Raw genomic sequence first — 24,823 nt, 5'->3', positions numbered from 1 at the left:
GGCTCAGCCCGCGGCCGGACGCTCGCGCGGGTACCGGCCGACCCGGGCCTCGTGCAGGCGGCGGAGCACGAAGCCGAGGCCGACCCCCGCCATGCCCGCGGTCAGCGTGATCGGCAACGCGTGCACACCGGCGGAGCCCCAGGCGTTGAACAGCAGGCCCCACTGCGCCGCCGCGAACGGCGCACCGCCGGCCGCGTGGTGGCTCCGCACCATGCCGGTCCACCAGCCCACCGGGCCGGACCACGCCAGGGTGACGAGGACGAGCACGAGCCAGGTGCCGAACGCCGCTGGGGCCGGTACCAGGAGGAGGAGCGCCGGGACGACGACGGCCAGGACGCCGGAGACCCCGGTGGCCACGAGCTGCGAGCGCTCGCCGGGGGTGATCCGTGCCGCGCGTCGTGGGCGGCCGCGATCGACCAGGCGGGCTCGCTCGGGCGGCCGTCGGCGACCGACGACCAGGTACCGGAGCTGCATGCCGAGCAGCCAGCCGGCGACCGAGGCCACCAGGCTGGCACTCACCGCGCCCGGGCCGAGCGGCCCGACCAGCACGAACCCGCAGAACACGCCGGCAGCGGCGAGCGGGACCGCGACGAGCGGCGGCGCGCAGGCGAACAGCAGTGCACCCCAGCCGACGCCGATCGCCGCTCCGGCGACCGCAGCACCGAGGGCATCGGCACCGGGCCCACCGACCCCGGGGTCCCCGGCGTCGGTGGCCCGGCCGTAGAGGACCCCGAGGGCGACGGCGAGCACGGCGAACCACCACGCGCCGACGGGGACCCGGGCGCCGCGCCAGTCCATGCGCTGCCGCAGGGTCCGGCGGAGCCGCTGCCGACGGCGGCGCGTGCGCTGCGCGCGACGGCGCCGCTCACGCTCGTCGTCGTCGCGGACACTCGCTCGGTCCGCGGCGGTCGCCTGCTCCCCCATGCGCCCAGTATGCCGAGCGCGCGGGCGGCAGGTCAGCCCTGCGCCGGTTCAACCCCGCGGACCCGCGACGTCGAGCTGCCACACGACGCCGAAACGGTCGCGGAGCTGCCCGGCGAGCGGCGCCCAGGCCGAGGGGGCGAGGGGCTGCCGGACCTCGGCGCCCTCCGACAGCGCGGCCCAGTACCGCTCGATCTCGGCGGTGTCGTCGCCGTGCACGAAGACGTAGAAGGCGTTCGATCCCTGGTCCCAGGGCTGGCCGGGCCAGACGTCGAAGGCCATGATCCGGAAGCCGGCGGCGGTGGCGACCTGACCGAAGACGATGCGGTCGGCCCAGGCCGGGTCGTCGAGGGCGCCCATCTGGCCGTAGGTGGCGGCGGTGACCTCGCCGCCGAAGACCGCTGCGTAGAAGTCGAGCGCCTCGCGGGCGTCGCCGTCGAAGTTGAGGTGGGTTGTCGTTTCGATGCTCATGAGACAAGGCTGTCGGGCAATGCGGTCAGATCGTGACCGCTTCTTCGACGAGGATGATCGACATGGCCGGACCCTCCGCACGCATGCTCGCGCTGCTCTCCCTGTTGCAGGTGCACCGCGACTGGCCGGGCGACGAGCTCGCCGGGCGGCTCGAGGTCAGCCCCCGCACCGTCCGCCGCGACGTCGACCGGCTCCGCGGCCTCGGATACCGGGTCGAGGCGCTCCGCGGCCCGGCCGGCGGCTACCGGCTCGAGGCCGGGTCCGACCTGCCACCGCTGCTCTTCGACGACGACCAGGCGGTGGCGATCGCCCTGGCGCTCGCCGTCGCCCCGGCATCGGGGGCGGACGTCGCCGAGTCGGCGGCCCGCGCCCTGGCGACCGTCCGGCAGGTGATGCCCGCGCGCCTGCGGTCCCGGGTGGACGCCGTGCAGGCCGTGACCGCGACGAGCCGGACCACGACCGACCCGGACGTCCTGGTGGCGGTGAGCGAGGCCGTCCACCTGCGAGAGGTCTTCCGCTTCGGGTACGGCGAGGACGAGACCCCGCACCGGGTGGAACCGCACGCCGTCGTCGCCCGGAACGGCCGCTGGTACCTGCTCGACTGGGACACCGACCGCGACGACTGGCGCACCCACCGCGTCGACCGGATCACGCCGCGGATGCGCACCCGCGTCCCCTTCACACCGCGGGCGGTCCCCGGCGGCGACGCGGCGGCCTTCGTGTCGGCGCGCTTCAAGGGGTCGGCGGTGGACGACGTCTGGCCGTGCACCGGGTCCGTGACCACGACGCCGGCTGATGCGCGGACGATCACGCCGTACCTGCCCGATGACGCCGTGGTCGAGCAGGCCGAGGGCGCCCGGACCCGCATCACCCTGGGATCGTGGTCGTGGCAGGGGCTCGCGGGTGTCGTCGCGGGCTTGGCCGTGCCGGTGCGGGTCGAGGGCCCGGACGAGCTGCGCGGGGCGGTCCGCGACCTGGCCGGACGGCTGCGGGCGGCAGCGCGTTAGGACCGTGCATGCGTCCGTCCGGGCGGCGTGAGGGAACCGTTAGGACCGGCCGGGAGGCCCGGCGCAGGACCCAGCATCGGTTCGGCACCACACGTGGTGCCGTCCCGCGCCGCCCGGCGCGGGTACCGCAGACCTTCTGGAGTCCCTCGTGTTCGACGTGTTCGTCGTCGCCGGTGTCCTCGCCGTGTTCGGCGTGGTGGCACTGATCGCCAAGGGGGTGGAACGGCTGTGATCGGCATCACCATCGCGGCCGCCGTCCTCGGCATCGCCGCTGTCGTGTACCTCGTCTGGGCGCTCGTGCGTCCTGAGCGCTTCTGATGGGCGCCGCAGACGTCTGGGCCGGCATCGTCCAGGTCGCGACGCTCGTCCTGCTGCTCGTCGTCGCCTACCGGCCGCTCGGCGACTGGATGGCGAAGGTCTTCACCCCCGTCCGGCACAACCGTGTCGAGCGCGGGGTCTACCGGCTGATCGGGGTCGACCCGGACGCCGAGCAGTCCTGGCCCGTGTACCTGCGGGGCGTGCTGCTCTTCAGCGTCGTCGGGCTCCTGCTCGTCTACCTGCTGCAGCGCATCCAGGTCGTGCTGCCCGGCGACCTCGGGCTGCCGGCCGTCGGACCCTCGCTCGCGTTCAACACCGCGGCGTCGTTCGTCGCGAACACGAACTGGCAGTCCTACTCGCCGGAGGTCACCGTCGGTTACGCCGTGCAGATGGGCGGCCTCGCGGTGCAGAACTTCCTGTCCGCCGCCGTCGGCCTCGCCGTCGCCGTCGCCCTGGTGCGCGGGTTCGCCCGCCGGAAGTCGGGCACGCTCGGCAACGTGTGGGTGGACGTCGTCCGCGGGCTCGGCCGACTGCTGCTGCCCGGGGCGTTCGTCTTCGCGATCGTGCTCGTCGCCGGCGGAGTGATCCAGTCGTGGGGGAGCGGCACCGACGTCACGACGCTCGTCGGTGGCACGCAGCACATCCCGGACGGGTTCGTCGCCTCGCAGGAGGCGATCAAGGAGCTCGGCACGAACGGTGGCGGCTACTTCAACGCGAACTCGGCGCACCCGTTCGAGAACCCGCAGGCGTGGACGAACCTCGTCGAGGTGTTCCTCATGCTCGTCATCCCCTTCTCGCTGCCCCGCACGTTCGGCCGGCTGGTCGGCGACGACCGCCAGGGCTACGCGATCCTCGCCGTGATGGGCGCGATCTTCCTGGTGTCCCTGTCGGTGATGTCGATCGCGGAGCTCGGTGGCGCCGGTGCCGCGACGCACGCCGCAGGGGCCGCGATGGAGGGCAAGGAGACCCGGTTCGGGATCCTCGGCACGACGCTGTTCGGCACGACCTCGACCGCGACCTCGACCGGTGCGGTGAACGGCATGTTCGACAGCTTCACGCCCATCGGCGGCATGATGGCGTTGCTCAACATGATGCTCGGCGAGGTCACCCCCGGCGGCGTCGGCTCCGGCCTGTACGGCATGCTCGTGCTCGCCGTCATCACGGTGTTCATCGGCGGCCTGCTCGTCGGCCGCACGCCGGAGTACCTCGGCAAGAAGATCCGCGCGAAGGAGATGACCTTCGCGGCGCTGTACATCCTCGTCACGCCGACGCTCGTGCTCCTCGCCACCGGGCTCTCGCTCGTGATCCCCGGCGTCCGCGAACAGGTGCTCGGCACGTCGATCTACAACCCCGGCAACCACGGGCTGTCCGAGCTGCTCTACGCCTTCACCTCGGGTGCGAACAACAACGGTTCCGCCTTCGGCGGGCTCACCGCGAACACCACGTGGATGAACTCCTCGCTCGGTGTCGTGATGCTGCTCGGCCGCTTCGTGCCGATGGTGTTCGTCCTGGCGCTCGCCGGGTCCCTCGCCGCCCAGGACCGGGTGCCGGAGACCGCGGGCACGCTGCCCACCCACCGCCCGCTGTTCATCGGGCTGCTCGGCGGCGTCGCCGTCATCGTCACCGCCCTCACCTACTTCCCGGTGCTCGCACTGGGCCCGCTCGCAGAAGGACTGTCATGACCTCCGTGACCACCGAGCCGGAACCGCGCACCGCCGTGGAGCCGACCACCCGCTCGTCCGCGTTCGGACCGCGCCAACTGGTGGCGGGCCTCCCGGGCGCCCTGCGGAAGCTCGATCCGCGACTCATGTGGCGGAACCCCGTCATGTTCATCGTCGAGGTCGGCGCGGCGCTGACGACGGCGGCCGCCGTCGTCGAGCCGTCCGCCTTCACGATCGCCATCGCCGTCTGGCTCTGGCTCACCGTCGTCTTCGCCAACCTGGCGGAGTCGGTGGCCGAGGGCCGCGGCAAGGCGCAGGCCGACACGCTGCGGAAGACCCGCTCGACCACGAGCGCCCGCCGGGTGCTCGGGTACTCGCAGTCCGATGCGGCCGCGACCGGCAACGCGACCGAGGAGGTCGCGTCCGTCGACCTGGCCAAGGGCGACGTGGTCGTGGTCGTCGCCGGCGAGGTCATCCCGGGTGACGGCGACGTCGTCGACGGCATCGCGTCGGTCGACGAGTCGGCCGTCACGGGGGAGTCCGCACCGGTCATCCGCGAGTCCGGCGGCGACCGCAGTGCCGTCACCGGCGGCACGCGGGTGCTGTCCGACCGGATCGTGGTGCGCATCACCTCGACGCCGGGTGAGACCTTCATCGACCGGATGATCCGCCTGGTCGAGGGCGCGGCACGGCAGAAGACGCCGAACGAGATCGCGCTGAACATCCTGCTCGCCTCGCTGTCGATCGTCTTCGTGATCGTCTGCCTGACGATGCAGCCCATCGCGGGCCTCGTCGGTGCGACCGTCAGCGTCCCGGTGCTCATCGCCCTGCTCGTCTGCCTCATCCCGACCACCATCGGCGCGCTGCTCTCCGCGATCGGGATCGCCGGCATGGACCGGCTGGTGCAGCACAACGTGCTCGCGATGTCGGGCCGTGCGGTCGAGGCCGCCGGTGACATCACGACGCTGCTGCTCGACAAGACCGGCACGATCACCTACGGCAACCGCCGGGCGTCGCGCGTGGTGCCGGTGCCGGGTGTGCCCGAGGCCGAACTGCTCGAGGCGGCGGCGCTGTCGAGTGCCGCGGACAGTACCCCGGAAGGACGCTCGATCGTCGACCTTGCGCGCGAGGACGGGGTGGCCGTCGGTCTGCCGGACGGCGCCGTCGAGGTGCCGTTCACCGCGCAGACCCGCATGTCCGGTCTCGACCTGCCGGACGGGTCGCAGATCCGGAAGGGCGCTGCTGCTGCGGTGCTCGCGTGGGCGAACACCTCCGACGCCGGTGTCGTGTCCGCCATCGACGGGTCGGTCGCAGAGATCTCCGACCAGGGCGGCACGCCGCTCGTCGTCGGGCGTCGGTCCTCGACCGGTGCGGTCACCCTGCTCGGTGTCGTGCACCTGAAGGACGTCGTCAAGGACGGCATGGCGTCCCGCTTCGCCGAGCTCCGGTCGATGGGCATCCGCACGGTGATGATCACCGGCGACAACCCCCGCACCGCGAAGGCCATCGCCGCCGAGGCCGGTGTCGACGACTTCCTCGCCGAGGCCACCCCGGAGGACAAGCTCGCGTACATCAAGCGCGAGCAGGAGGGCGGCAACCTCGTCGCCATGACCGGTGACGGCACGAACGACGCCCCGGCCCTGGCGCAGGCGGATGTCGGCGTCGCGATGAACACCGGCACGACGGCGGCGAAGGAGGCGGGCAACATGGTCGACCTCGACTCCGACCCGACCAAGCTCATCGACGTCGTCCGCATCGGCAAGCAGCTGCTCATCACCCGCGGTGCCCTGACCACCTTCTCCATCGCCAACGACGTCGCGAAGTACTTCGCGATCATCCCGGCGATGTTCCAGGCGGCGTTCCCCGGGCTCGCGGCGCTCAACGTCATGGGGCTGCACAGCCCGTCGTCCGCGATCCTGTCGGCGGTCGTCTTCAACGCGCTCGTCATCGTGGCGCTCATCCCGCTGTCCCTGCGTGGCGTCACGTACCGCGCGGCCGCAGCGTCGTCGATCCTCGGCCGCAACCTGCTCGTCTACGGGCTGGGCGGCGTGGTCGTCCCCTTCATCGGCATCAAACTGATCGACCTCGTGGTCGGTCTCATCCCGGGGTTCTAGTCATGGCATCTGCACGTTCCACCGTCCGTTCCGCCGGTGTGGCGATCCGCCTCACCCTGCTCGCCACCGTCGTGCTCGGCGTCGGCTACCCGCTCGCCGTCTGGGGCGTCGGCCAGGCGGCGTTCCACGACCAGGCCAACGGCTCGATGGTCACGGACTCGTCCGGCGAGGTCGTCGGTTCCTCGTTGATCGGGCAGTCCTTCACGGGCAAGCAGGCCGATCGCTGGTTCCAGTCGCGGCCGTCGGCCGCCGGCGAGGACGGCTACGACGCCGGTGCGTCCTCCGGCTCGAACCTCGGGCCGAACAACCCGGACCTGCTCGACGCCGTCGAGGACCGTCGTGCGGCGCTCGCTGCGGCCGACGGCGTCCCGGCAACGCAGGTGCCGGCCGACGCCGTGACCGCGTCGGGCTCGGGCCTCGACCCGGACATCAGCCCGGAGTACGCGGCGCAGCAGGTGTCGCGGGTGGCTGCGGCGCGGGGCCTGTCGGAGGACACGGTGCGGGCGCTCGTGGCGACGCACACCGAGTCGCGGCAGCTCGGGTTCCTCGGCGGCCCGGTCGTGAACGTGCTCGCGCTCAACCTGGCCCTGGCGAAGGCGTCCTGACCGTGCCCGTGAACCAGGTTCCGGACACGACACCGCGGAAGAGCGTGGTGCTGTGTCCGGAACCTGGTTCCGGCACACGCTGCGAGACCCGACGCGAGAGGATGAGCACGTGAAGCGCGGCAAGCTGCGGGTCCTGCTCGGTGCGGCGCCCGGCGTCGGCAAGACGTACACGATGCTCGAAGAGGGGCGTCGGCTGCTCGACGAGGGACACGACGTGGTCGTGGCCGTCGTCGAGACGCACGAGCGCGCCGCCACCGCGGCCCTGGTCGACGGGCTGGAGGTCGTCCCCCGCCGCACCGTCTCCCACCGCGGGGTGGAGCTCGACGACCTCGACCTCGACGCCGTCCTCGCCCGGGCCCCCGAGATCGCACTCGTCGACGAGCTCGCGCACACGAACGCCCCCGGGGGTCGCCACGACAAGCGCTGGCAGGACGTCGAGGCGCTCCTCGCCGCCGGGATCTCGGTGGTGAGCACCGTCAACGTGCAGCACATGCAGTCCCTCGGCGACGTCGTCCGCGAGATCACCGGCACCGTGCAGCGAGAGACCGTCCCCGACGCCGTGGTGCGTGCGGCCGACCAGATCGAGGTCGTCGACCTGGCGCCGGCAGCGCTGCGCGAGCGCCTGTCCGACGGACTCGTGTACCCGGCGGCCCGGATCGACGCCGCCCTGTCGAACTACTTCCGCCTCGGCAACCTGACCGCCCTGCGCGAGATCGCCCTGCTCTGGCTCGCCGACGAGGTCGACGACGCGCTCAAGGCCTACCGCGCCGAGCACGGCATCGAGCACCGGTGGGAGACCCGCGAGCGCGTGCTCGTCGCCCTGACCGGCGGCCCCGAGGGCGAGACCCTGCTCCGCCGCGGGGCCCGGATCGCCGCCCGCAGCGCCGGTGGCGAGCTCGCCGCCGTGCACGTCACGACGAACGACGGCCTGCGCGAGCGGCACCCCGGCGCGCTCGGCACCCAACGGACCCTGCTCGAGCAGCTCGGCGGCACGTACCACCAGGTCGTCGGCGACGACGTGCCGAGCACGCTCGTGCGCTTCGCGCGCTCGATCGACGCCACCCAGATCGTGATCGGCGTCAGCCGCCGGAGTCGGCTCGCCGCCGCGATGACCGGCCCGGGGATCGGCAACACCGTGATCCGCGAGTCCGGCGACATCGACGTGCACGTCGTCACGCACGAGCGCGCCGGCGGCGGGATCGCCCTGCCGAAGCTCGGCGGCAGCCTGTCGCGCGGCCGGGTGGTCGCCGCGTTCGTGCTGTCGCTGCTGCTCGGGCCGCTGCTCACCTGGGCGCTGTCCCTCGGCAGCGACCCCGACGCCATCACCGTCGACGTGCTGGCGTACCAGCTGCTCGTGCTCGTCGTCGCGCTCGTCGGCGGCATGTGGCCGGCGGTCTTCGCCGCCGTGCTGTCCGGGCTGAGCCTCGACTACTTCTTCGTGCAACCCCTCTACATGGTCACCGTCCAGCAGCCGTGGCACCTCTTCGCCCTGGTGATGTACGTGATCAGCGCGGTGCTCGTCAGCTTCGTGGTCGACCGGTCGGCCCGCCGCTCCCGTGCGGCGCGCCGCGCGTCCGCCGAGTCGGGCCTGCTCATGGGCATCGCGGGCAGCGTGCTCCGCGGCGACGACGCCCTGCAGGCCCTGCTCGACCGCACCCGCGAGGCCTTCGGCTTCGCCGGGGTCCGGATCCGCCAGGGCGACGAGGTGCCGGCCACATCCGGGACGTTCGGTGCGACGCCGGACGCGACCACGAGCCTCCCGTCCGGCGCCGTCCTGGAGTTCGCGGGCGCGCCCGACGACCCGACCCAGCGCCGGCTGCTGCGGGTCGTCGAGCAGCAGCTCGACGCCGCCGTCGAGCACCGCGAGCTGACGCGCACCGCCGTCGGTGCCGAGCGCATCGCCGCCGCCGACCGTGTCCGCAGCGCCCTGCTCGCGGCCGTCGGTCACGACGTGCGCCGCCCGATCGCGGCGGCCTCGGCCGCTGTGCAGACCCTCCGCGCGCCCGACATCGACCTGTCGCGGTCCGACCGGGAGGCCCTGCTCGCGACCGCCGACGAGAGCCTCGGTCAGCTGGCGGTGCTGTTGGCCGACCTGTTGGACGTCAGCCGCGTGCAGGCCGGTGTGCTCGCGGTCGCCCCCGCGTCGATCGCGCTCGAGACGGTGGTCGCCCCCGCACTCGACGAGCTCGAGCTCGGCCCCGACGACGTCGACCTCGACCTGCCCGCCGACCTGCCACCGGTGCTCGCCGACCCCGTCCTGCTGCAGCGGGTCGTCGTGAACCTGCTCGCGAACGCCGTCCGCTACGCGCCGGACGGCACCCACGTCCGGGTCGGCGCGAGCGCCTTCGCCGGCGGGGTGGAGCTCCGCGTCGCCGACCACGGCCCCGGGATCCCGGAGGACCGCCGCGGCGAGGTCTTCCAGCCGTTCCAACGCCTCGGCGACACCGACAACGACACGGGCCTCGGCCTCGGTCTGGCGCTCGCCCGCGGCTTCACCGAGGGGATGGGCGGCACGATCGAGGTCGACGACACCCCGGGCGGTGGCCTCACCGTCGTGGTGCGTCTGCCGATCGCAGGGCACGTGGGAGTGGAGATCCGATGAAGGTCCTCATCGCGGACGACGACGCCCAGCTCGTGCGGGCGCTCGCCGTGACGCTCGCCGCGCGCGGGTACGACGTCGTCACCGCCAGGGACGGTCGCGAGGCGATCGACGCCGTCATCACCGAGCGTCCCGACCTCGTGCTGCTCGACCTCGGCATGCCCCGGCTCGACGGCATCGGGGTGCTCGAGGGCGTGCGGGCCTGGTCGCAGGTGCCGGTCCTCGTGCTCTCCGGGCGCACCGACTCGTCCGACAAGGTCGACGCACTCGACGCCGGCGCCGACGACTACGTGACGAAGCCGTTCCAGATGGACGAGCTGCTCGCCCGGCTGCGCGCGCTCGGTCGGCGCCGGGTGGTGGCGTCCGAGGAGACCCCGACGATCGCGATCGGTCCGCTGCTCGTGGACCTCGTCGCGAAGCAGGTCACCCCGGCCGAGGGTCCGGCGATCCGGCTGACCCCGACCGAGTGGCGTCTGCTCGAGGTCCTCGTGACGAACCCGGACCGGCTGATGACCCGCGAGATGCTCCTGACCGAGGTCTGGGGCCCGACGCACGGCAACGACTCCGGGTACCTCCGGCTGTACATGGCGCAGCTGCGCCGGAAGCTCGAGCCCGACCCCGCGCACCCCCGCTACCTGGTGACCGAGTCCGGCATGGGGTACCGCTTCGCCCCCGGCGCTTAGCGTCCGTCGCGCCGGTGCCGTCGCGCTGTCGGGCTGCTGTCGGGTGACCGGCGGGGGACTGTCGTGTCGGTGTCGGGTCGCTGTCGTGGTGCGCCGTTCCGCGGTTCCCTAGTGTTCAGGCCATGAACGAGATGCGGATCGGGGAACTCCGACGACTGCGGGGCTGGACCCAGGAACGACTGGCCGAGACGAGCGGCATCGCCGTGCGGACGGTGCAACGGATGGAGAGCGGCAACGACGCGAGCCTCGAGTCGCTGTCCGCGGTGGCCTCGGCCCTCGAGGTCCCCGTGCGCGACCTGTTCGTCACCGCGGAACCGGCGGCACTCGAACCGGGCGTCCGCGGCCTCGACGAGCGGGCGGAGCGGCAGCAGACCCAGCGTGACGCGGTCTCCCGCGGGTGGCGGTACCTGTACTCCGGGCTCGGCATCGTCGTGACGCTCGGCACCCTGGCGCTCATCGGTTCGGACGTCTGGGCCGGCGCGGCGATCTTCGTGATCCCGGTCTACTGGGCGGGTGGGCGGTTGCTCTCGCAGTTCCTCATGGCGACGGTCGTCGAGCCGTCACTCGACCGCCGGTACCCGTCGTCGCGGTCGAACCGCGTCACGCGCGGGAGCTGAACGCGGCGAGCTCGGCCCGGGTCCGGGCGCCGTGCTTCCGGAGCAGGTTCGCCACGTGGTACTTGACGGTGTTGACGCTGATGCCGAGACCGTCGGCGATCTCCCGGTTGCCCACGCCCGTCGCCACGAGCCGGAGCACGTCGCGCTCGCGCGGGGTGAGGTCGTCGTCGTCGACCGCGTCCACCTCGGTCGGACGGGGGTCGAGCGGCAGCGTGATGTCGAGCACGGATCCCCAGCCGGGCGTGCTCGCGACGTGCACCGTCCCGTCGAGGGTGACGACCCGTTCGGCGATCGGGCGCACGGCGTCGTCGTGGACGTCGAGCGTGCCGGAGCCGTCGTCGCGGAGCTGCATGAGCAGGTTCCGGCCGTCGCAGTCCCACTGGATGCGCACCCGTTTCGCGGCACCGTCGTCGACCAGGGCGAGCACCGCGGTCCGGACGATCGCCCGGGCCGCGTGCGCGACGTCGCCGGGCAGCGCACGGCCGGTCGTCGGTGGTTCGACGAACTGCACGTCGAGGTCGCCGAAGCGGACGAGCGGCCGCAGGTCGGCGCGCAACCGCGAGAACGCTCCGGTGACGGGTTCGAGCAGGGTGCTCCGCTGCTGGTCGGTCACCGTCCGCAGGTCGACGAGGGCCGCCGACGCGATCTCGACGGCCTCGGCCCGGGCGGCGGCGTCGGTCACCCGTGCCGAGCGGAGCACCGCGAGGACCGACTCCAGGGTGAGGGCGTGCCGGTCCGCCTGCTCGGCGACGGTCCGCGCGTGCTCGGCGGCGGCGAGCCGGATGGCGGAGCCGCCCCGGGCCTCCTGGGTGTCGACCGGAGCGTCCATGCTGCCGAACCTACCCGTCCCACCCGAGCGGGCAGGCCCACCCGATGGGGTGGGGGCCCCGCCGGGGCGGGTAGCAGTGCCGGACACCCGTCGACGGGAGGATCGACACATGGCAGCAACCACCGTCTCCGCAGCGCTCGACCTCGTCGTCCGCGAGGTCGGCGACCTGGCGGCCCGCCTCGACGACGCCCCGGCGCAGCGCGCCCTCGACCTCATCGAGGGCGCCGACCGGGTGTTCGTGCACGGCGCCGGCCGCTCCGGCCTCGCCCTCCGGATGACCGCGATGCGCCTCATGCACCTCGGGCTCGACGCGCACGTCGTCGGCGAGGTCACCACCCCGGCCATCCGACCGGGTGACCTGCTCCTCGTCGCGAGCGGCTCCGGCGCGACCACCGGGATCGTGCAGGCGGCGCGCACCGCGCACGAGGTCGGGGCGTCCGTCGTGGCGCTCTCGACCACCGACGACTCCCCGCTCGCCGAGCTGGCGGACGTCACGATCGTGCTGCCCGCCGCGACGAAGACCGACCGCTCCGGCACGGCCTCGGCCCAGTACGCCGGCAGCCTCTTCGAACAGGCGGTCGCCCTGGTGGGCGACGCCGTGTTCCACGCCCTGTGGGCCCGAGGCGGGCAGTCCGCCGACGACCTCTGGCCCCGTCACGCCAACCTCGAATGAAAGGCATCCCCATGCAGCTCCAGTTCGCCATGGACACCCTGACCACCGAAGCCGCCCTCGAGCTCGCCGCCGCGGCCGCGCCGCACGTCGACGTCCTCGAGCTCGGCACGCCCCTGATCAAGAGCGCCGGCCTGTCCGCCGTCACCGCGATCAAGGAGGCGCACCCCGACAAGATCGTGTTCGCCGACCTCAAGACCATGGACGCCGGTGAGCTCGAGGCCGACATCGCCTTCTCGGCCGGTGCCGACCTGGTCACCGTCCTCGGTGTCGCCGGCGACTCGACGATCGTCGGTGCCGTCAAGGCCGCGAAGCAGCACGGCAAGGGCATCGTCGTCGACCTGATCGGCGTCGCCGACAAGGCCGCCCGTGCCCGCGAGGTCGTCGCGCTCGGCGCCGAGTTCGTCGAGGTCCACGCCGGGCTCGACGAGCAGGCGGAAGAGGGCTTCACGTTCTCGACCCTGCTCGACGCCGGCAAGGACTCGGGCGTCCCGTTCTCGATCGCGGGCGGCGTGAACGCGTCCTCGGTCGCCTCGGTGCAGCAGGCCGGCGCCCGCATCGCCGTCGCCGGCAGCGCGATCTACAGCGCCTCGGACGTCGGTGCCGCCGCCGCCGAGATCCGCGCGGCGATCACCGAGTAGCGCGTCCCGGTCGCGCGGTCGTCGCTCGCCGCGCGACCGCGGGCGACATCGAGTGAGCAGAAGACGTCGAGTGTGAACACCACACCCGACGTCTTCTGCTCACTCGCGGCCCGTCCCGCACCGCCCACCGGGCGGTACCGTCGTGGCGTGACGATCACGCTGCGCCGGGTGACGGCGGACGACTGGGAGACCTGGCGTCCGGTCCGACTCGCGGCGCTCGCCGACTCCCCGGGGGCCTTCGGTTCGACGCTCGCCGAGTGGGCAGACGCTCCCGTACACCGGTGGCGAGCCCGGCTCTCGATCCCGGGAGCGCTCGACCTGCTCGCCCAGACCGAGGACGGCTCCGTCGTGGGCATGGCGAGCGGTGTGCCGGGCGAGGACCCCGGCACCGCAGGACTCATCTCGATGTGGGTCGACCCCGTCGCCCGGGGCCGGGGAGTCGCCACCGCGCTCGTCCGTGCCGTCGCCACCTGGGCCGCGAGCGCCGGAGCCCACCACCTCGAGCTGTCGGTCGTCCCGGACAACACCACGGCCCGCCGCACGTACGAGCGCTGCGGCTTCACCGTGGTCGACGAGCCCGTGGCCGACGAGCCCGGAGACGCCCTGCCCGACGGCCGGCGCGAGCTCGTGATGCGCCGTGACCTCACCGCCGAGCGCACGCTGGACGCCTACGAACGCGCGGCCGACCGCTATGCCGAGCGCACCGACGACCACCGGGCAGGACTCGTCGACGACCTGCTCGCGCTCGTCCCCGTCGGGGCGCGGGTGCTCGAACTCGGGTCCGGCCCGGGGCGGGACGCCCTCGCGCTCGAGGCCGCCGGGCTCGTGGTCGACCGGACGGACGGCGCCCGGTCGTTCGTCGAGGCGCTGCGGTCCGGGGGCCGTGACGCGCGCCTGCTCGACGTGCGCTCGGACGCGTTCGGCGGCCCGTACGACGCCGTGTTCGCGAACGCGGTGTTGCTGCACGTCGCACGGACGGAGCTCGGGGCCGTCCTCGTCCGGCTCCGTGACGCCGTACGGCCGGGCGGCGTGCTGGCCGCGACCCTGAAGCACGGCGACGGCGATGCGTGGAGCACCCGGAAGCTGGACCACGCCCGGCACTTCACCTACTGGACACCAGAGCCCCTCGCCGCGCTCGTCGCCCGCTCCGGGTGGGTCGACGTCGACGTCCGCGAGACGACGCGACCAGGGGCCGACGAGCGGTGGCTGACCGTGACCGCACGGCGCCCCCGGGAAGCAGGGACGCCGTGAGCCGAGCACTCCGCTGGACCGCCTGGGTCGTCACCGTCGTCGTGCTGCTCGCGGTGGTGTTCCTCGTCTGGGCGCACACCGTCATGGAGGGCACCCGCAGCGCCGCCCTGCAGGTCTGGCGCGACGACCGGGTCGCCGTCCGGGACGCCGGTGACTCGGTGGTGATGACCCCGACCGGCCAGGCCGACGGGGTCGGGATCGTGTTCATCCCCGGGGCCAAGGTCGACCCGTACGCGTACCTGGCGACCTTCCGGCAGGTGGTCGCGAACGGCACGACGGTGGTCATCACGAAGCCGACGCTCAACCTGGCGTTCTTCGACACGCGTCCGCTCGCCACGTTCGAGGCGCACGCCCCCTCGGTCGCCCGCTGGGCGGTCGGCGGGCACTCCCTCGGCGGGGTCCGTGCGTGCCAGCTCGCGCAGGACGCCGACGGCCTGCTGCTGCTCGGCAGCTACTGCGCGAACGACGTCAGCCGCTCGTACATCGACGTGCTGAGCGTCTCCGGTTCGCGTGACGGACTGTCGACCCCCGCGAAGGTGGACGCCGCGCGGCACCTGCTGCCGTCGACCGCCACCATGACCGAGGTCCAGGGGGCGAACCACGCCGACTTCGGTGCCTACGGCGACCAGCCGGGCGACGGGACGGCGACCATCAGCCGTGCTGGTGCCCGCCAGCAGATCGCGGACGCGATCGGGGCCTGGGTGCGCGACCTGCGCTGACCACGCACGCGGACGGTCTGCCTGGAGGCCCGTGGTGCGTGCCGGTCAGCGGATCACGCCCGCCTCGTGGTCGCGTCCGGAACGGCGTCCGGTGAACCGGGCGACGAAGTACAGCACCACACCGACGGCCAGCAGGATCGCCGCGTACAGCCAGACCTGACCGCTCTGCTGCGTGAGCAGCAGGATGCACGACAGCACGCCGAGCACGGGCACGACGGTCCAGACCTTGAAGTGGTCGTGCTCGACGCGGTCGCGGCGGAGCACCAGGACGGCGACGTTCGTGCTGATGAACACGAAGAGCAGCAGGAGCACGACGGTCTCGGCCAGGACGCCGACGTCCCCGACCAGGGTGAGGAGCATCGCGACGACGGTCGTGGCGACGATGGCCGTCCACGGGGTCTTCCGGTTCGGCAGGACCTTCGCGAGCAGCGCGGGCAGCAGACGCTGCTCGGCCATGCCGTACGTCACGCGGCTCGCCATGATCATCGTCAGCAGGGCGCCGTTCGCGACGGCGACCAGGGCGATGAGGCTGAACACCCAGTCCGGGATCGGCACGCCGGTGGCCGAGACGACCGCGAGCAGCGGACCGCTCGACTCGGTCAGCTCCGAGGCCGGCAGGGCGATCGCGCTGGCGAGGGCGACGAGCACGTAGACGACGCCGGCCGTGGCGAGGGCACCGAACAGGGCCTTCGGGTAGACCCGACGGGGTTCGCGGACCTCCTCCGCGATGTTCGCGGAGGTCTCGAAGCCGACGAACGAGTAGTAGGCGACGATCGCGGCACTCAGCGTCGCCAGTGCCGGGTTCGCCTCGGCCGGGAACGCGCCGATCCGCGAGACGTCGCCGCCGCCGCCGCCGAGCATCACGGCCACGACGACGATCACGATGACGAGGCCGGAGACCTCGATGATCGTCATGACGACGTTGCTCTTCAGCGAGTCGGAGATGCCGCGGGCGTTCAGGCAGGCGATCAGGGCGAGGAAGACGATCGCGGTCGGCACCGGCGGCAGGTCGACGAAGGTGCCGAGGTAGTCGCCGGCGAAGGCGAGCGACAGGCCGGCGGCACTCGTGACGCCGGCGGCGAGCATGCTGAAGCCGACCAGGAACGAGACGATGGGCGTCTTGTAGGCCCGCTCGGCGAAGACGGCGGCGCCGCCGGCCTTCGGGTACTTCGTCACGAGTTCGGCGTACGAGCCCGCGGTGAGCAGGGCCAGCAGGAGCGCGAGCACGAGCGGTGCCCAGAGCGCGCCGCCGACGTCCTTCGCCAGGGTCCCCATCAGGGCGTAGATGCCGGCGCCGAGGACGTCGCCGAGGATGAAGAGGAACAGCAGGGGGCCGGTGATCGCCTGGCGGAGCTTCGACCCCTCGCCGTCGTGGGGTGCGGTCGTGGTGTCGCTGGTCATGGTGGTGCCTTCCGTCCCGGGACAGCGTGCCGGTGGGGCCATCGGTGGACGCACAGGAGAGCCGGTGGACGCGGCACTCCTCCCCACCGGGCCGGGGCGCCGGCGCGCTCCACAGGCTGTCGGCCCGACTGAACGTGCCGTCTGGAGCGGTCCTAGACTCATCGGGAGCCACACGTCCACCACCAGTCCCCGGAGGACCGCAGATGACGACGCAGGACCAGCGCACGCCCGCGCGACTCGGAGACCAGCGAGCGCTCCTGTTCGACCTGGACGGGGTCCTCACCCCGACCGCCGACGTGCACATGCGTGCGTGGAGCCGCCTGTTCACGTCGTACCTCGCCGCGCACGGGGCCGACCAGTACACGGAGCAGGACTACTTCGCGCACATCGACGGCAAGCCGCGGTACGACGGTGTGCGGTCGCTGCTGGCCTCGCGCGGCATCGAGCTGCCCGAGGGCACGCCGGACGACGCCCCCGACGCCGAGACCGTGTGCGGCCTCGGCAACCGCAAGAACGCCGAGTTCACGGCCGAGCTCGACGAGCACGGGGTCGAGCCGTACCCCGGCTCGCTCGCGTTCCTCACCGCGGCGATCGACGCCGGACTCGACGTCGCCGTCGTGTCGAGCTCCGCCAACGCCACCTCGGTGCTCCGGACCGCCGGCATCCTCGACCGCTTCCCGGTCGTCGTCGACGGCCTCGTCGCCCGCCAGGACGGCCTCGCCGGCAAGCCCGCCCCCGACACCTACCTCGACGCCGCGAGCCGGTTCGGGCTCACGGCGGCCGAGTGCGTCGTGGTCGAGGACGCCACCAGCGGGGTCGAGGCGGGCCGCAACGGCGGCTTCGGGCTCGTCGTCGGCGTCGACCGCGGTGCGGGGGCCGACGCGCTCCGCGCGCACGGGGCCGACGTCGTGGTGACCGACCTCGCCGACCTCGTCGCCGACCTGCCCCGGCCGGCCGCCAGCACGACGTAGGCCGACGGTCCGGAGGCGAGCCGCGCCTCCCGTCCGCCCCTGACGTCCCACCCACCCTTCCCCGCCACGGAGCCCCATGAACCCCATCACCTCGGACCCGCTCGACCGCGTCCGCTACCCGATCGACGAGTGGGCGCTGGTCGAGACGGAGTACGCGCCCGACGAGCAGGGCGTCGCCGAGACGAACTTCGCCGTGGGCAACGGGTACCTCGGGCTGCGCGGCAACCTCGACGAGGGCCGTGGCGGCGTGCAGTACGGCACGTACATCAACGGCTTCCACGAGACCTGGCCGATCCGGCACGCCGAGGACGCCTTCGGCTTCGCGAAGACCGGCCAGACGATCATCAACGCCCCCGACGCGAAGGTCATCCGGCTCTACGTCGACGACGAGCCGCTCGTCCTGGCCGAAGCAGACATCCTGCGGCACACGCGCCGGCTCGAGTTCCGCGGCGGGTACCTGTTCCGCGAGACCGAGTGGTCGACGCCGTCCGGCAAGCGGGTGCTCATCCGCTCGCGCCGTCTGGTGTCCTTCACCGACCGGCACCTGGCGGTCATCGACTACGAGGTCACCGTGCTCGACGCCGACGCGTCGATCCTGCTCTCGAGCCAGATCCTCAACCGGCAGGACGTGCAGGACGAGTACCACGCCGGCATGCGGGCGGCGGCGAGCGCCTTCGACCCGCGCAAGGCCGAGTCCTTCACCGAGCGCGTGCTCGAGCCGAAGCTGAAGCGGAGCACCGGCGGGCGGTCGCTGCTCGGCTACCAGGCGTCGAGCTCCGGGATGACGGTGTGCGTCGGCGTCGAGCACCACCTGGAGACCGAGAACAGCTGGGACGAGTCCTCGTCGATCGACGACGACCTCGCGAAGCACGTCTACCGCGTGCAGGCCCGGGCCGGGCAGCCGATCCGACTCGTCAAGCACATCGTCTACCACACGTCGCGCGGGGTCCCGGTGCGGGAGCTCGCGGACCGCTGCGACCGCACGCTCGACCGGGCGCACGCCGAGAACATCGACGAGACCTTCGAGAAGCAGCGCACCTGGCTCGACGACTACTGGGTGCGCACCGACGTCGAGATCGCCGGCCAGCCGGCCATCCAGCAGGCCGTCCGGTGGAACCTCTTCCAGCTCGCCCAGGCCACGGCGCGCACCGACGGACACGGCATCGCCGCCAAGGGCGTGACCGGCTCCGGCTACGGCGGGCACTACTTCTGGGACATGGAGATCTACGTCCTGCCGTTCCTGTCGTACACGGCACCGGTCGTGGCGCGGAACGCCCTGCGCTTCCGTTACAACATGCTCGACCCCGCCCGGGCCCGGGCCCGGGAGCTCAACCAGCGGGGCGCACTGTTCCCCTGGCGGACGATCAACGGCGAGGAGTCGAGCGCCTACTACGCCGCCGGCACCGCGCAGTACCACATCGACGCGGACATCGCGCATGCGCTGATGCAGTACGTCCGGGCCTCGGGCGACACCGAGTTCCTCAAGCGCGGGGCGATCGACATCCTCGTCGAGACCGCCCGGCTGTGGGCGGACCTCGGGTTCTGGCGCTCGAACGGCGACCAGAAGTTCCACATCGACGGGGTCACCGGACCCGACGAGTACACGACCGTCGTCGACGACAACCTCTACACGAACGTGATGGCGCGGGCGAACCTGTGGTTCGCGGTGAACGCCTGCCGGGAACTCGCCGCGGACGACCGCGAGGAGTACGACCGCATGGTCCGCCGGACGGGTCTGCGCCCGGACGAGGTCCGCGAGTGGGAGCACGCCGCCGAGTCGATGGAGATCCCGTTCGACCCGCACCGTGGGATCCACCCGCAGGACGCCCAGTTCCTCGACAAGGAGCTCTGGGACCTCGAGAACACGCCGGAGTCGAAGCGGCCGCTGCTGCTCCACTACCACCCGCTGGTGATCTACCGGTTCCAGGTGCTCAAGCAGGCCGACGTCGTGCTGGCCCTGTTCCTGCAGGGGCACGAGTTCACGGCGGCCGAGAAGCGTCGGGACTTCGACTACTACGACGCGCTCACCACGGGCGACTCCACGTTGTCCGCGGTCGTGCAGTCGATCATGGCGGCCGAGGTCGGCTACCACGACCTGGCCGACCAGTACTTCCAGACGGCGCTCTACGTCGACCTGGCGGACCTGCACGGCAACACCTCGGACGGCGTGCACATCGCGTCGACCGGTGGCATCTGGGGCGCGCTCGTCAACGGCTTCGGCGGCATGCGCGACCACGGCGGTCGGATGACCTTCAACCCGCGCTTGCCGCGGCACTGGGAGCGCCTGACCTTCCGCATCACGGTGCGGGGGTCGCGGGTCCGGGTCGACCTCGACGAGTCAGCCCTGACGTTCACGGTGGAGACCGGCGAGGGCTTCACGGCGTGGGTGCACAACCAGCAGTGGGACATCGTCGCGGGTGCCCCGACGGTCGTGCCGCTCCCGCACCAGGGGCCGCGCATGACGGGGCACGCGCCGACGACGAGCGACATCCAGGGCACGCTGCGGGCGGACGGGTCGGTCGTCACGGCGTCGATCCCGACGATCTCCCTCGAGCGCGACTTCGACGTCGACGAGACGACCGCGTAGCGCCGGCCGCCTTCGTCGCTGGCCGCGTCCGTCGCCGGCCGCTGAGGTCGCACTCCGCCCCGGTTCCGCTGAGCGGTGCCGGGGCGGACTGCGATCTCAGCGCGAGGTGTGCACCTCCGAACGTGTCCAGGCGGTCCCGGGCACCGTGGTCCGACGTGCCCCGACGGGCCGATGGCGTCTCCCGGGCACGGATCGTGCAACGAAGAGGAGACACCATGGGCAACAGGTTCGAGGGCAAGGTCGCGATCGTCACGGGCGCAGGCTCGGGCATCGGTGAGGCGACCGTCCGGGCGCTCGTCGACGAAGGCGCGTCGGTCGTCCTGACCGACAGCGTCGAGGAGAAGGTCCGTGCCGTCGGCGACTCGCTGCCGACCGACCGGGTCGTGGTGCTGCACGCGGACGTCGCCAGCCCCGAGGACTGGGAGACCGTCGTCTCGGCGGCCATCGACCGGTTCGACCGGCTCGACGTGCTGGTGAACAACGCCGGGACCTTCAGCTCGGGCGACATCACCGAGATCAGCACCGACGAGTGGCGTCGGGTCATCGAGACGGACCTCTCCGGGGTGTTCTACGGCACCCGGGCAGCGCTGCCGTTCCTGCGCGAGACGAAGGGGTCGATCGTCAACACCTCGTCGGTGTCGGGCGAGGCCGCCGACTGGCGCATGAGCCCGTACAACGCGGCGAAGGGTGGCGTCTCGAACTTCACGAAGGCCGCGGCGCTCGACAACGGGAACTTCGGCGTCCGCGTGAACGCCGTGGCGCCGGGCCTCATCTGGACCGACCTCACGACGGAGCAGGCAGAGGACGAGTCCCTCAAGGCGAAGTTCGCGGAGCGCATCGCCCTCGGGCGCGGTGGTCGGTCCGAGGAGGTCGCCGCCGCGATCCTGTTCCTGGCGAGCGACGCCGCGTCGTTCGTCACGGGTGCCGTGCTGCCGGTCGACGGCGGCACCCTGGCGAGCAACGGCCAGCCGCCGCAGGCGTAGCAGCCCGACGGGGCGGGGCGCGGTCACGTCCCGCCCCGCCCGGTCGCGTCAGTCGGCGACGAGCTCGACCTTGAACCGTTCGCCGTCCTCGAGGAAGGCGGCGTGGTGGTCCGGCCCACCGGCGAAGGGGTGCCGGTCCTCGTAGAGCCGTGTCCAGCCGTTCGCCGGTGCGTCCTGCCAGAGGCGCTCGACGTCGGCCGCCGAGCCGGCGTGGAACGCCAGGTGGCTCAGCCCCGCACGACGCCGGTCGTGCGCCCCGTCGAGCGGAGCGGCCTCGAGCACGACGTACAGGTCGCCGAGTCGCCAGCTCCGGCCGTCCTCCCAGCGCTGGAACGGTTCGTGGCCCAGCGCACCGAGCAGCCACCCCCACGCGCGCTCGGCCCGGCCCAGGTCCGCCGTGCGCAGTTCGACGTGGTGCAGCGCTCCCCGCGTCACAGCAGCTTCCGGAGCGTGTTCGCGTTGCGGGTCGTGGTCGTGCGCTTGAAGCGGGCGGCGCCGGCCCGCTTCGCGAACACCGTGTCCGTGCTCGACCCCTTCGGGCAGGACCAGTAGACGACGCCCCGTCCACGCGCGACCTGCTCCACGGCGGTGTCGAGCACGAGGTCGGCGAGCAGGTCGTCGAGGGCGGCGTCGTCCGAGCCGAACAGCACGTAGTCGTGGCGGTCCGGTGCCGAGGCGAACGGGAACGCGTCGAGGACCGCTCGCAGGTCGTCGTGCCGGACGAGCACGATCCACGCGTCGTAGCCGAACCGGTCGCGCAACGCCTGTTCGATCGTGCCGGAGAGCCGGGCGACGTCCTGCTCGTCGTCCGTGCTGAAGACCACGTTGCCCGAGGCCAGCACGGTCCGGACGTCCGCGTAACCGAGCCCACGGAACAGCGCACCGAGGTCGGCGCTCCGGATCGTGATGCCGTTGACGTTCACCCCGCGCAGCAACGCGATCCACTTCGCCATGCCGGAACCGTAGCGCGGTCGCCCGTCCGCCGGTACGGCGACATCGACAAGAACCATTGCGCAATGACTCTTGTGCATCTATGGTCGTGCCGTGACCGTTCGCAGACTCGACGATGCCGCCCACATGCGCGCACTCGCCCATCCCACCCGGCTCCGGATCGTCGGCCTGCTGCGCACCGGTGGCGCGCAGACCGCGGCGATGCTCGGCGACGTGATCGACGAGGCGCCCGGCACCATCAGCTACCACTGTCGGCGTCTCGCCGAGGCCGAGCTCATCGAACCGGCGCCGGACCTCGGGGCCGACCGCCGCGAGCGGTGGTGGCGTGCGACGGCCGACCGCACGTCGTGGGACCTGGCCGAGGCGTTCGGCGACCCGCAACGGCTGGTCGCCGCGACCGAGCTCGGCCACACCGTCGCCCAGGCCTACGCGACCGAGTACCAGCGCTTCATCGACCAGGCGCCGGTGCTCGGCCGCGAGTGGGTCGCAGCGTCGACCAGCTCGGACCAGGTGCTCCGGCTCACGCCGGACGAACTCGCCGGCCTCGGCGCGGAACTCGCCGCCGTCCTCGACCGGTGGACGGCCGTCAGCGACGCCCACACCACGGACGACGGGGCCGAGCAGGTCATCGCCGTCACCCAGGCCTACCGGACGACGCGACGGTGACGCCGAAGGCACGGCTGCGAGCCCTGCTCGCGGTCCACATCCTCTCGCGGACCGGGAACGTCGTCACGACCGTGGCGGTGCCGTTCGCCGTCCTCGCGCGGGGCGGTTCGGCGACGGACGTCGGCATCGCCGCCTTCGCCGCCACGGTGCCGATCGTCCTCGGCGGCCCGTTCGGCGGGGCGCTCGTCGAGCGGGTCGGCTTCGTCCGTTCGAGCGTGGTGTCCGACCTCGTCAGCGGCGTGACGCTGCTCGCGATGCCGGTGCTGGCGTGGACGGTGGGGCTGCCCTTCTGGGCGCTCCTGGCGCTCGTCTTCGTGAGCGGTCTGCTCGACCTGCCCGGGGAGTCCGCGCGCCGGGTCCTGCTGCCGGGACTGGCCGGCTCGTCCGGGGTGCCGCTCGAGCGTGCGGTCGGGCACTTCGAGGCAGCGCAGCGACTCTCGGTGCTCATCGGTGCACCGCTCGGCGGTGTGCTCGTCGCGGCCGCCGGGCCGATGGCCGCGCTCGTCGGCACCGCGGCGGCGTTCGGCGCCGCCGCACTGCTCGCCGCGGTGCTGGTCCGGCCGGCCGACGCCCCGGCGCCAGCGGCCGCCGACGCCGACGCCGAACCGGCCTCCGGGTACTGGCGGGACATCGCCGAGGGCTTCCGGTTCTGCGTCCGTGACCCGTTCTTCCGACTCGTGGTCGCCCTCGTGCTGGTCACGAACCTGCTCGACGCCGCCCGGTCGACGACGCTCCTGCCGCTCTACGCCGCGGACGTGCTGGGCGGGGCACAGGCGCTCGGCTTCGCGACGGGGACCTTCGGCGGTGCGGCCTTCATCGGGTCCGTGGCGTTCGGGTACGTGGCCCACCGGGTCCCGCGTCGTGCCACGTTCGTGGTGTGCTTCGTGCTCGCCGGCGGTCCGTCGCTCCTGGTGCCGGCGCTCGGCCTCGGACTGCCGTGGATGCTCGGCGCCGCCGCGCTGTCCGGACTCGCGGCCGGGGCGCTCAACCCGATCCTCGGGGCGGTCGAGCTCGAGCGCATCCCGGAGCACATGCGTGCCCGGGTGTTCGGGCTCCTCGGCGCGGGTTCGTGGGCGGGCATCCCGCTCGGCGGCCTGCTGGCCGGCTTCGCGGCGGAGGGCGTCGGGGTCCAGACGACCTTCGGTGTGGTCCTCGTGCTCTACACGGTCGTGACGCTCGCGCCGCTGACCGGTGGTGCGTGGCGGCTCATGGAGCGCCCGGTGGCGACGGAGCGCGCACCGGCCTGACCCGTCGCGCCGACGACGTCGGGTGGACCGTTCACGTCCACGTCCGCGCGACGCCCCAGCCGTCCCCCTCCGGCACGATGTCGACGACCAGGGCCTCGCCGTCCTCGGCGGTCGCCTGGAACCGCCAGCCGACCGTGCGCTCCGGCGCGTGCGTGATCGCGGTCGGCAGTTCGGCGCGCGTCACGGTGAGGCGCGTGGGGGTGTCGGACACCCGCCAGCGTCGTCCGGCCCAGACCAACCGGGCCGGTGCCCCCTCGGACCACCACACGGTGGCGGTCGTGTCGGTGATCATCATCGGCTTCTCCGTTCGAACGTGTGTTCGAATGCTAGGTCGCCCGCGTCCTCCGCCGCAAGCGCCCACGACGCGCACGGCGGGTCGTGGACGATGCCGGTCCCGGGGCCAGGTCCGGTCGTGTAGACGAGGGTCCATGACGAACGACGCACAGGGTCCCGACGCGCAGCACCAGGTTCCGGAGGGGGTGTCCGAGGCCACGGTCGAGGCCCTCGGCAGTCTGTCCGCCGCGGTCGAGGTCATCGAGCACGCCCGTGGTCTGCTCTACGGCTTCCACCGCCTGACCGGCACCGCCGACCTCGACCTCGGCGAGGCGGTCGAGCAACTGCGGAAGGCCGGCCACACCGACCTCGCCGACCGGATCGACACGGAGCTGGTGGGCCGCAACGTCATCGCGGGGCGCTGGACGTTCCAGATCGTCGAGGACTACGACGACGGCTACTACGCCCTGGCCAAGGAGCTCGAGCGCACCGCGCGCGACGAGCTCGTGCAGGGCCGCCGCCACCTGTTCGAGGCAGGCATGAAGGAGGACCGGCGCACCCCGGACCAGCGCCACCACGAGGCGACGCCGGGTGACCTGCCGGACTGAGCCCGGGCCTCCAGGCCGCCCGAACGCGAA

Annotated in this window: 25 protein-coding genes; 18 read left to right on the top strand and 7 right to left on the bottom strand. The window is 72.7% G+C overall.

The annotated features are described in order from the left end of the window. Window positions 1-3: 3 nt before the first annotated feature. Both BIU97_RS09470 and BIU97_RS09465 read right to left on the bottom strand, forming a co-directional pair. Window positions 4-924 (bottom strand): hypothetical protein, encoded by a 921-nt coding sequence (locus BIU97_RS09470; RefSeq protein WP_071297499.1) that lies wholly within the window; start codon window positions 922-924, stop codon window positions 4-6. Window positions 925-972: 48 nt separating this feature from the next. Continuing rightward, window positions 973-1,392, bottom strand: a complete 420-nt coding sequence (locus BIU97_RS09465; protein ID WP_071297498.1) for a VOC family protein — start codon at window positions 1,390-1,392, stop codon at window positions 973-975. Between the two features lie 62 nt (window positions 1,393-1,454). On the opposite strand from BIU97_RS09465, the gene BIU97_RS09460 reads away from it, so the two are divergent. From BIU97_RS09460 to BIU97_RS09425, 8 genes are all read left to right on the top strand, one after another. Continuing rightward, window positions 1,455-2,399 carry a helix-turn-helix transcriptional regulator gene (locus BIU97_RS09460; RefSeq protein ID WP_071260351.1) on the top strand — a complete coding sequence of 315 codons (945 nt, stop codon included), beginning with the start codon at window positions 1,455-1,457 and terminating at the stop codon, window positions 2,397-2,399. Window positions 2,400-2,627: 228 nt separating this feature from the next. After that, the gene (locus tag BIU97_RS09455) at window positions 2,628-2,717 is read left to right on the top strand and encodes a potassium-transporting ATPase subunit F (protein ID WP_017887940.1); all 90 of its coding nucleotides are present in this window, start codon (window positions 2,628-2,630) and stop codon (window positions 2,715-2,717) included. Beyond that, complete coding sequence (gene kdpA, locus BIU97_RS09450) at window positions 2,717-4,399, top strand: potassium-transporting ATPase subunit KdpA (RefSeq protein WP_071297497.1); 1,683 nt, start codon at window positions 2,717-2,719, stop codon at window positions 4,397-4,399. Before BIU97_RS09455 ends, kdpA begins: the two co-directional genes overlap by 1 nt. Next, entirely contained in the window at window positions 4,396-6,492 is a 2,097-nt protein-coding gene (kdpB, locus tag BIU97_RS09445) for a potassium-transporting ATPase subunit KdpB (RefSeq protein WP_071259409.1), read from the top strand. Before kdpA ends, kdpB begins: the two co-directional genes overlap by 4 nt. 2 nt (window positions 6,493-6,494) lie before the next feature. Continuing rightward, window positions 6,495-7,097 carry a potassium-transporting ATPase subunit KdpC gene (kdpC, locus tag BIU97_RS09440; RefSeq protein ID WP_071259413.1) on the top strand — a complete coding sequence of 201 codons (603 nt, stop codon included), beginning with the start codon at window positions 6,495-6,497 and terminating at the stop codon, window positions 7,095-7,097. Window positions 7,098-7,206: 109 nt separating this feature from the next. Further along, window positions 7,207-9,699, top strand: a complete 2,493-nt coding sequence (locus tag BIU97_RS09435) for an ATP-binding protein (RefSeq protein WP_071259416.1) — start codon at window positions 7,207-7,209, stop codon at window positions 9,697-9,699. Further along, window positions 9,696-10,379, top strand: a complete 684-nt coding sequence (locus tag BIU97_RS09430; protein ID WP_071259421.1) for a response regulator — start codon at window positions 9,696-9,698, stop codon at window positions 10,377-10,379. The genes BIU97_RS09435 and BIU97_RS09430 overlap by 4 nt, the downstream gene beginning before the upstream one ends. Before the next feature lie 122 nt (window positions 10,380-10,501). After that, window positions 10,502-10,996, top strand: a complete 495-nt coding sequence (locus BIU97_RS09425; RefSeq protein WP_071259426.1) for a helix-turn-helix domain-containing protein — start codon at window positions 10,502-10,504, stop codon at window positions 10,994-10,996. Here BIU97_RS09425 and BIU97_RS09420 read toward each other — a convergent pair. Beyond that, window positions 10,980-11,825 carry a helix-turn-helix transcriptional regulator gene (locus BIU97_RS09420; RefSeq protein ID WP_071259429.1) on the bottom strand — a complete coding sequence of 282 codons (846 nt, stop codon included), beginning with the start codon at window positions 11,823-11,825 and terminating at the stop codon, window positions 10,980-10,982. The two genes, BIU97_RS09425 and BIU97_RS09420, sit on opposite strands and share 17 nt — an antisense overlap. 109 nt (window positions 11,826-11,934) lie before the next feature. Here BIU97_RS09420 and hxlB point away from each other — a divergent pair, with 109 nt between their 5' ends. The 4 genes from hxlB (at window position 11,935) to BIU97_RS09395 (ending at window position 15,106) form a co-directional block, all read left to right on the top strand. Next, window positions 11,935-12,498, top strand: a complete 564-nt coding sequence (hxlB, locus tag BIU97_RS09415; protein WP_071259433.1) for a 6-phospho-3-hexuloisomerase — start codon at window positions 11,935-11,937, stop codon at window positions 12,496-12,498. A gap of 11 nt (window positions 12,499-12,509) precedes the next feature. Continuing rightward, complete coding sequence (gene hxlA / locus BIU97_RS09410; RefSeq protein ID WP_071260353.1) at window positions 12,510-13,136, top strand: 3-hexulose-6-phosphate synthase; 627 nt, start codon at window positions 12,510-12,512, stop codon at window positions 13,134-13,136. 147 nt (window positions 13,137-13,283) lie between these two features. Then, entirely contained in the window at window positions 13,284-14,387 is a 1,104-nt protein-coding gene (locus BIU97_RS09400) for a bifunctional GNAT family N-acetyltransferase/class I SAM-dependent methyltransferase (protein ID WP_071259484.1), read from the top strand. Beyond that, complete coding sequence (locus BIU97_RS09395; protein ID WP_071259487.1) at window positions 14,384-15,106, top strand: alpha/beta hydrolase; 723 nt, start codon at window positions 14,384-14,386, stop codon at window positions 15,104-15,106. The genes BIU97_RS09400 and BIU97_RS09395 overlap by 4 nt, the downstream gene beginning before the upstream one ends. 45 nt (window positions 15,107-15,151) lie before the next feature. On the opposite strand, the gene BIU97_RS09390 is transcribed toward BIU97_RS09395, so the two are convergent. Continuing rightward, the gene (locus tag BIU97_RS09390; protein ID WP_071259490.1) at window positions 15,152-16,507 is read right to left on the bottom strand and encodes an APC family permease; all 1,356 of its coding nucleotides are present in this window, start codon (window positions 16,505-16,507) and stop codon (window positions 15,152-15,154) included. A gap of 203 nt (window positions 16,508-16,710) precedes the next feature. On the opposite strand from BIU97_RS09390, the gene BIU97_RS09385 reads away from it, so the two are divergent. The 3 genes from BIU97_RS09385 (at window position 16,711) to BIU97_RS09375 (ending at window position 21,048) form a co-directional block, all read left to right on the top strand. Beyond that, entirely contained in the window at window positions 16,711-17,478 is a 768-nt protein-coding gene (locus BIU97_RS09385; RefSeq protein WP_071259494.1) for an HAD family hydrolase, read from the top strand. A 76-nt stretch (window positions 17,479-17,554) separates the two neighbouring features. Further along, window positions 17,555-20,065, top strand: coding sequence for a glycoside hydrolase family 65 protein (locus tag BIU97_RS09380; protein WP_071259497.1), 2,511 nt, complete (start codon window positions 17,555-17,557; stop codon window positions 20,063-20,065). Between the two features lie 215 nt (window positions 20,066-20,280). Then, window positions 20,281-21,048 (top strand): SDR family NAD(P)-dependent oxidoreductase, encoded by a 768-nt coding sequence (locus BIU97_RS09375; RefSeq protein ID WP_071259500.1) that lies wholly within the window; start codon window positions 20,281-20,283, stop codon window positions 21,046-21,048. A gap of 48 nt (window positions 21,049-21,096) precedes the next feature. Here BIU97_RS09375 and BIU97_RS17685 read toward each other — a convergent pair whose 3' ends face one another. Both BIU97_RS17685 and BIU97_RS17680 read right to left on the bottom strand, forming a co-directional pair. After that, window positions 21,097-21,483 (bottom strand): VOC family protein, encoded by a 387-nt coding sequence (locus tag BIU97_RS17685; protein ID WP_071259503.1) that lies wholly within the window; start codon window positions 21,481-21,483, stop codon window positions 21,097-21,099. Continuing rightward, complete coding sequence (locus BIU97_RS17680; protein WP_071259506.1) at window positions 21,480-22,001, bottom strand: DUF1697 domain-containing protein; 522 nt, start codon at window positions 21,999-22,001, stop codon at window positions 21,480-21,482. Before BIU97_RS17680 ends, BIU97_RS17685 begins: the two co-directional genes overlap by 4 nt. 91 nt (window positions 22,002-22,092) lie before the next feature. Between BIU97_RS17680 and BIU97_RS09360 the strand changes: the two genes are divergently transcribed. Beyond that, complete coding sequence (locus BIU97_RS09360) at window positions 22,093-22,665, top strand: ArsR/SmtB family transcription factor (RefSeq protein ID WP_139195982.1); 573 nt, start codon at window positions 22,093-22,095, stop codon at window positions 22,663-22,665. Continuing rightward, window positions 22,662-23,912, top strand: coding sequence for an MFS transporter (locus BIU97_RS09355; RefSeq protein ID WP_071259512.1), 1,251 nt, complete (start codon window positions 22,662-22,664; stop codon window positions 23,910-23,912). The genes BIU97_RS09360 and BIU97_RS09355 overlap by 4 nt, the downstream gene beginning before the upstream one ends. A gap of 31 nt (window positions 23,913-23,943) precedes the next feature. Here BIU97_RS09355 and BIU97_RS09350 read toward each other — a convergent pair whose 3' ends face one another. Further along, window positions 23,944-24,207 carry a hypothetical protein gene (locus BIU97_RS09350; RefSeq protein ID WP_071259515.1) on the bottom strand — a complete coding sequence of 88 codons (264 nt, stop codon included), beginning with the start codon at window positions 24,205-24,207 and terminating at the stop codon, window positions 23,944-23,946. 133 nt (window positions 24,208-24,340) lie between these two features. Between BIU97_RS09350 and BIU97_RS09345 the strand changes: the two genes are divergently transcribed. Next, window positions 24,341-24,793, top strand: a complete 453-nt coding sequence (locus BIU97_RS09345; RefSeq protein ID WP_071259526.1) for a hypothetical protein — start codon at window positions 24,341-24,343, stop codon at window positions 24,791-24,793. Window positions 24,794-24,823: the final 30 nt, after the last annotated feature.

The organism is Curtobacterium sp. MCBA15_009 (assembly GCF_001864895.1).
Taxonomy (GTDB): domain Bacteria; phylum Actinomycetota; class Actinomycetes; order Actinomycetales; family Microbacteriaceae; genus Curtobacterium.
The sequence above is the reverse complement of the archived record's forward strand: the minus strand, read 5'-3'. Positions and strand labels throughout refer to the sequence as shown.

What these genes read in the sequence shown, in the direction of transcription:
- BIU97_RS09470 (WP_071297499.1), bottom strand. Translation starts at nt 924, where the DNA reads ATGGGGGAGCAGGCGACCGCCGCGGACCGAGCGAGTGTCCGCGACGAC.
- BIU97_RS09465 (WP_071297498.1), bottom strand. Translation starts at nt 1,392, where the DNA reads ATGAGCATCGAAACGACAACCCACCTCAACTTCGACGGCGACGCCCGC.
- BIU97_RS09460 (WP_071260351.1), top strand. Translation starts at nt 1,455, where the DNA reads ATGGCCGGACCCTCCGCACGCATGCTCGCGCTGCTCTCCCTGTTGCAG.
- kdpA (WP_071297497.1), top strand. Translation starts at nt 2,717, where the DNA reads ATGGGCGCCGCAGACGTCTGGGCCGGCATCGTCCAGGTCGCGACGCTC.
- kdpB (WP_071259409.1), top strand. Translation starts at nt 4,396, where the DNA reads ATGACCTCCGTGACCACCGAGCCGGAACCGCGCACCGCCGTGGAGCCG.
- kdpC (WP_071259413.1), top strand. Translation starts at nt 6,495, where the DNA reads ATGGCATCTGCACGTTCCACCGTCCGTTCCGCCGGTGTGGCGATCCGC.
- BIU97_RS09430 (WP_071259421.1), top strand. Translation starts at nt 9,696, where the DNA reads ATGAAGGTCCTCATCGCGGACGACGACGCCCAGCTCGTGCGGGCGCTC.
- BIU97_RS09425 (WP_071259426.1), top strand. Translation starts at nt 10,502, where the DNA reads ATGAACGAGATGCGGATCGGGGAACTCCGACGACTGCGGGGCTGGACC.
- BIU97_RS09420 (WP_071259429.1), bottom strand. Translation starts at nt 11,825, where the DNA reads ATGGACGCTCCGGTCGACACCCAGGAGGCCCGGGGCGGCTCCGCCATC.
- hxlB (WP_071259433.1), top strand. Translation starts at nt 11,935, where the DNA reads ATGGCAGCAACCACCGTCTCCGCAGCGCTCGACCTCGTCGTCCGCGAG.
- hxlA (WP_071260353.1), top strand. Translation starts at nt 12,510, where the DNA reads ATGCAGCTCCAGTTCGCCATGGACACCCTGACCACCGAAGCCGCCCTC.
- BIU97_RS09390 (WP_071259490.1), bottom strand. Translation starts at nt 16,507, where the DNA reads ATGACCAGCGACACCACGACCGCACCCCACGACGGCGAGGGGTCGAAG.
- BIU97_RS09385 (WP_071259494.1), top strand. Translation starts at nt 16,711, where the DNA reads ATGACGACGCAGGACCAGCGCACGCCCGCGCGACTCGGAGACCAGCGA.
- BIU97_RS09380 (WP_071259497.1), top strand. Translation starts at nt 17,555, where the DNA reads ATGAACCCCATCACCTCGGACCCGCTCGACCGCGTCCGCTACCCGATC.
- BIU97_RS09375 (WP_071259500.1), top strand. Translation starts at nt 20,281, where the DNA reads ATGGGCAACAGGTTCGAGGGCAAGGTCGCGATCGTCACGGGCGCAGGC.
- BIU97_RS17680 (WP_071259506.1), bottom strand. Translation starts at nt 22,001, where the DNA reads ATGGCGAAGTGGATCGCGTTGCTGCGCGGGGTGAACGTCAACGGCATC.
- BIU97_RS09350 (WP_071259515.1), bottom strand. Translation starts at nt 24,207, where the DNA reads ATGATGATCACCGACACGACCGCCACCGTGTGGTGGTCCGAGGGGGCA.
- BIU97_RS09345 (WP_071259526.1), top strand. Translation starts at nt 24,341, where the DNA reads ATGACGAACGACGCACAGGGTCCCGACGCGCAGCACCAGGTTCCGGAG.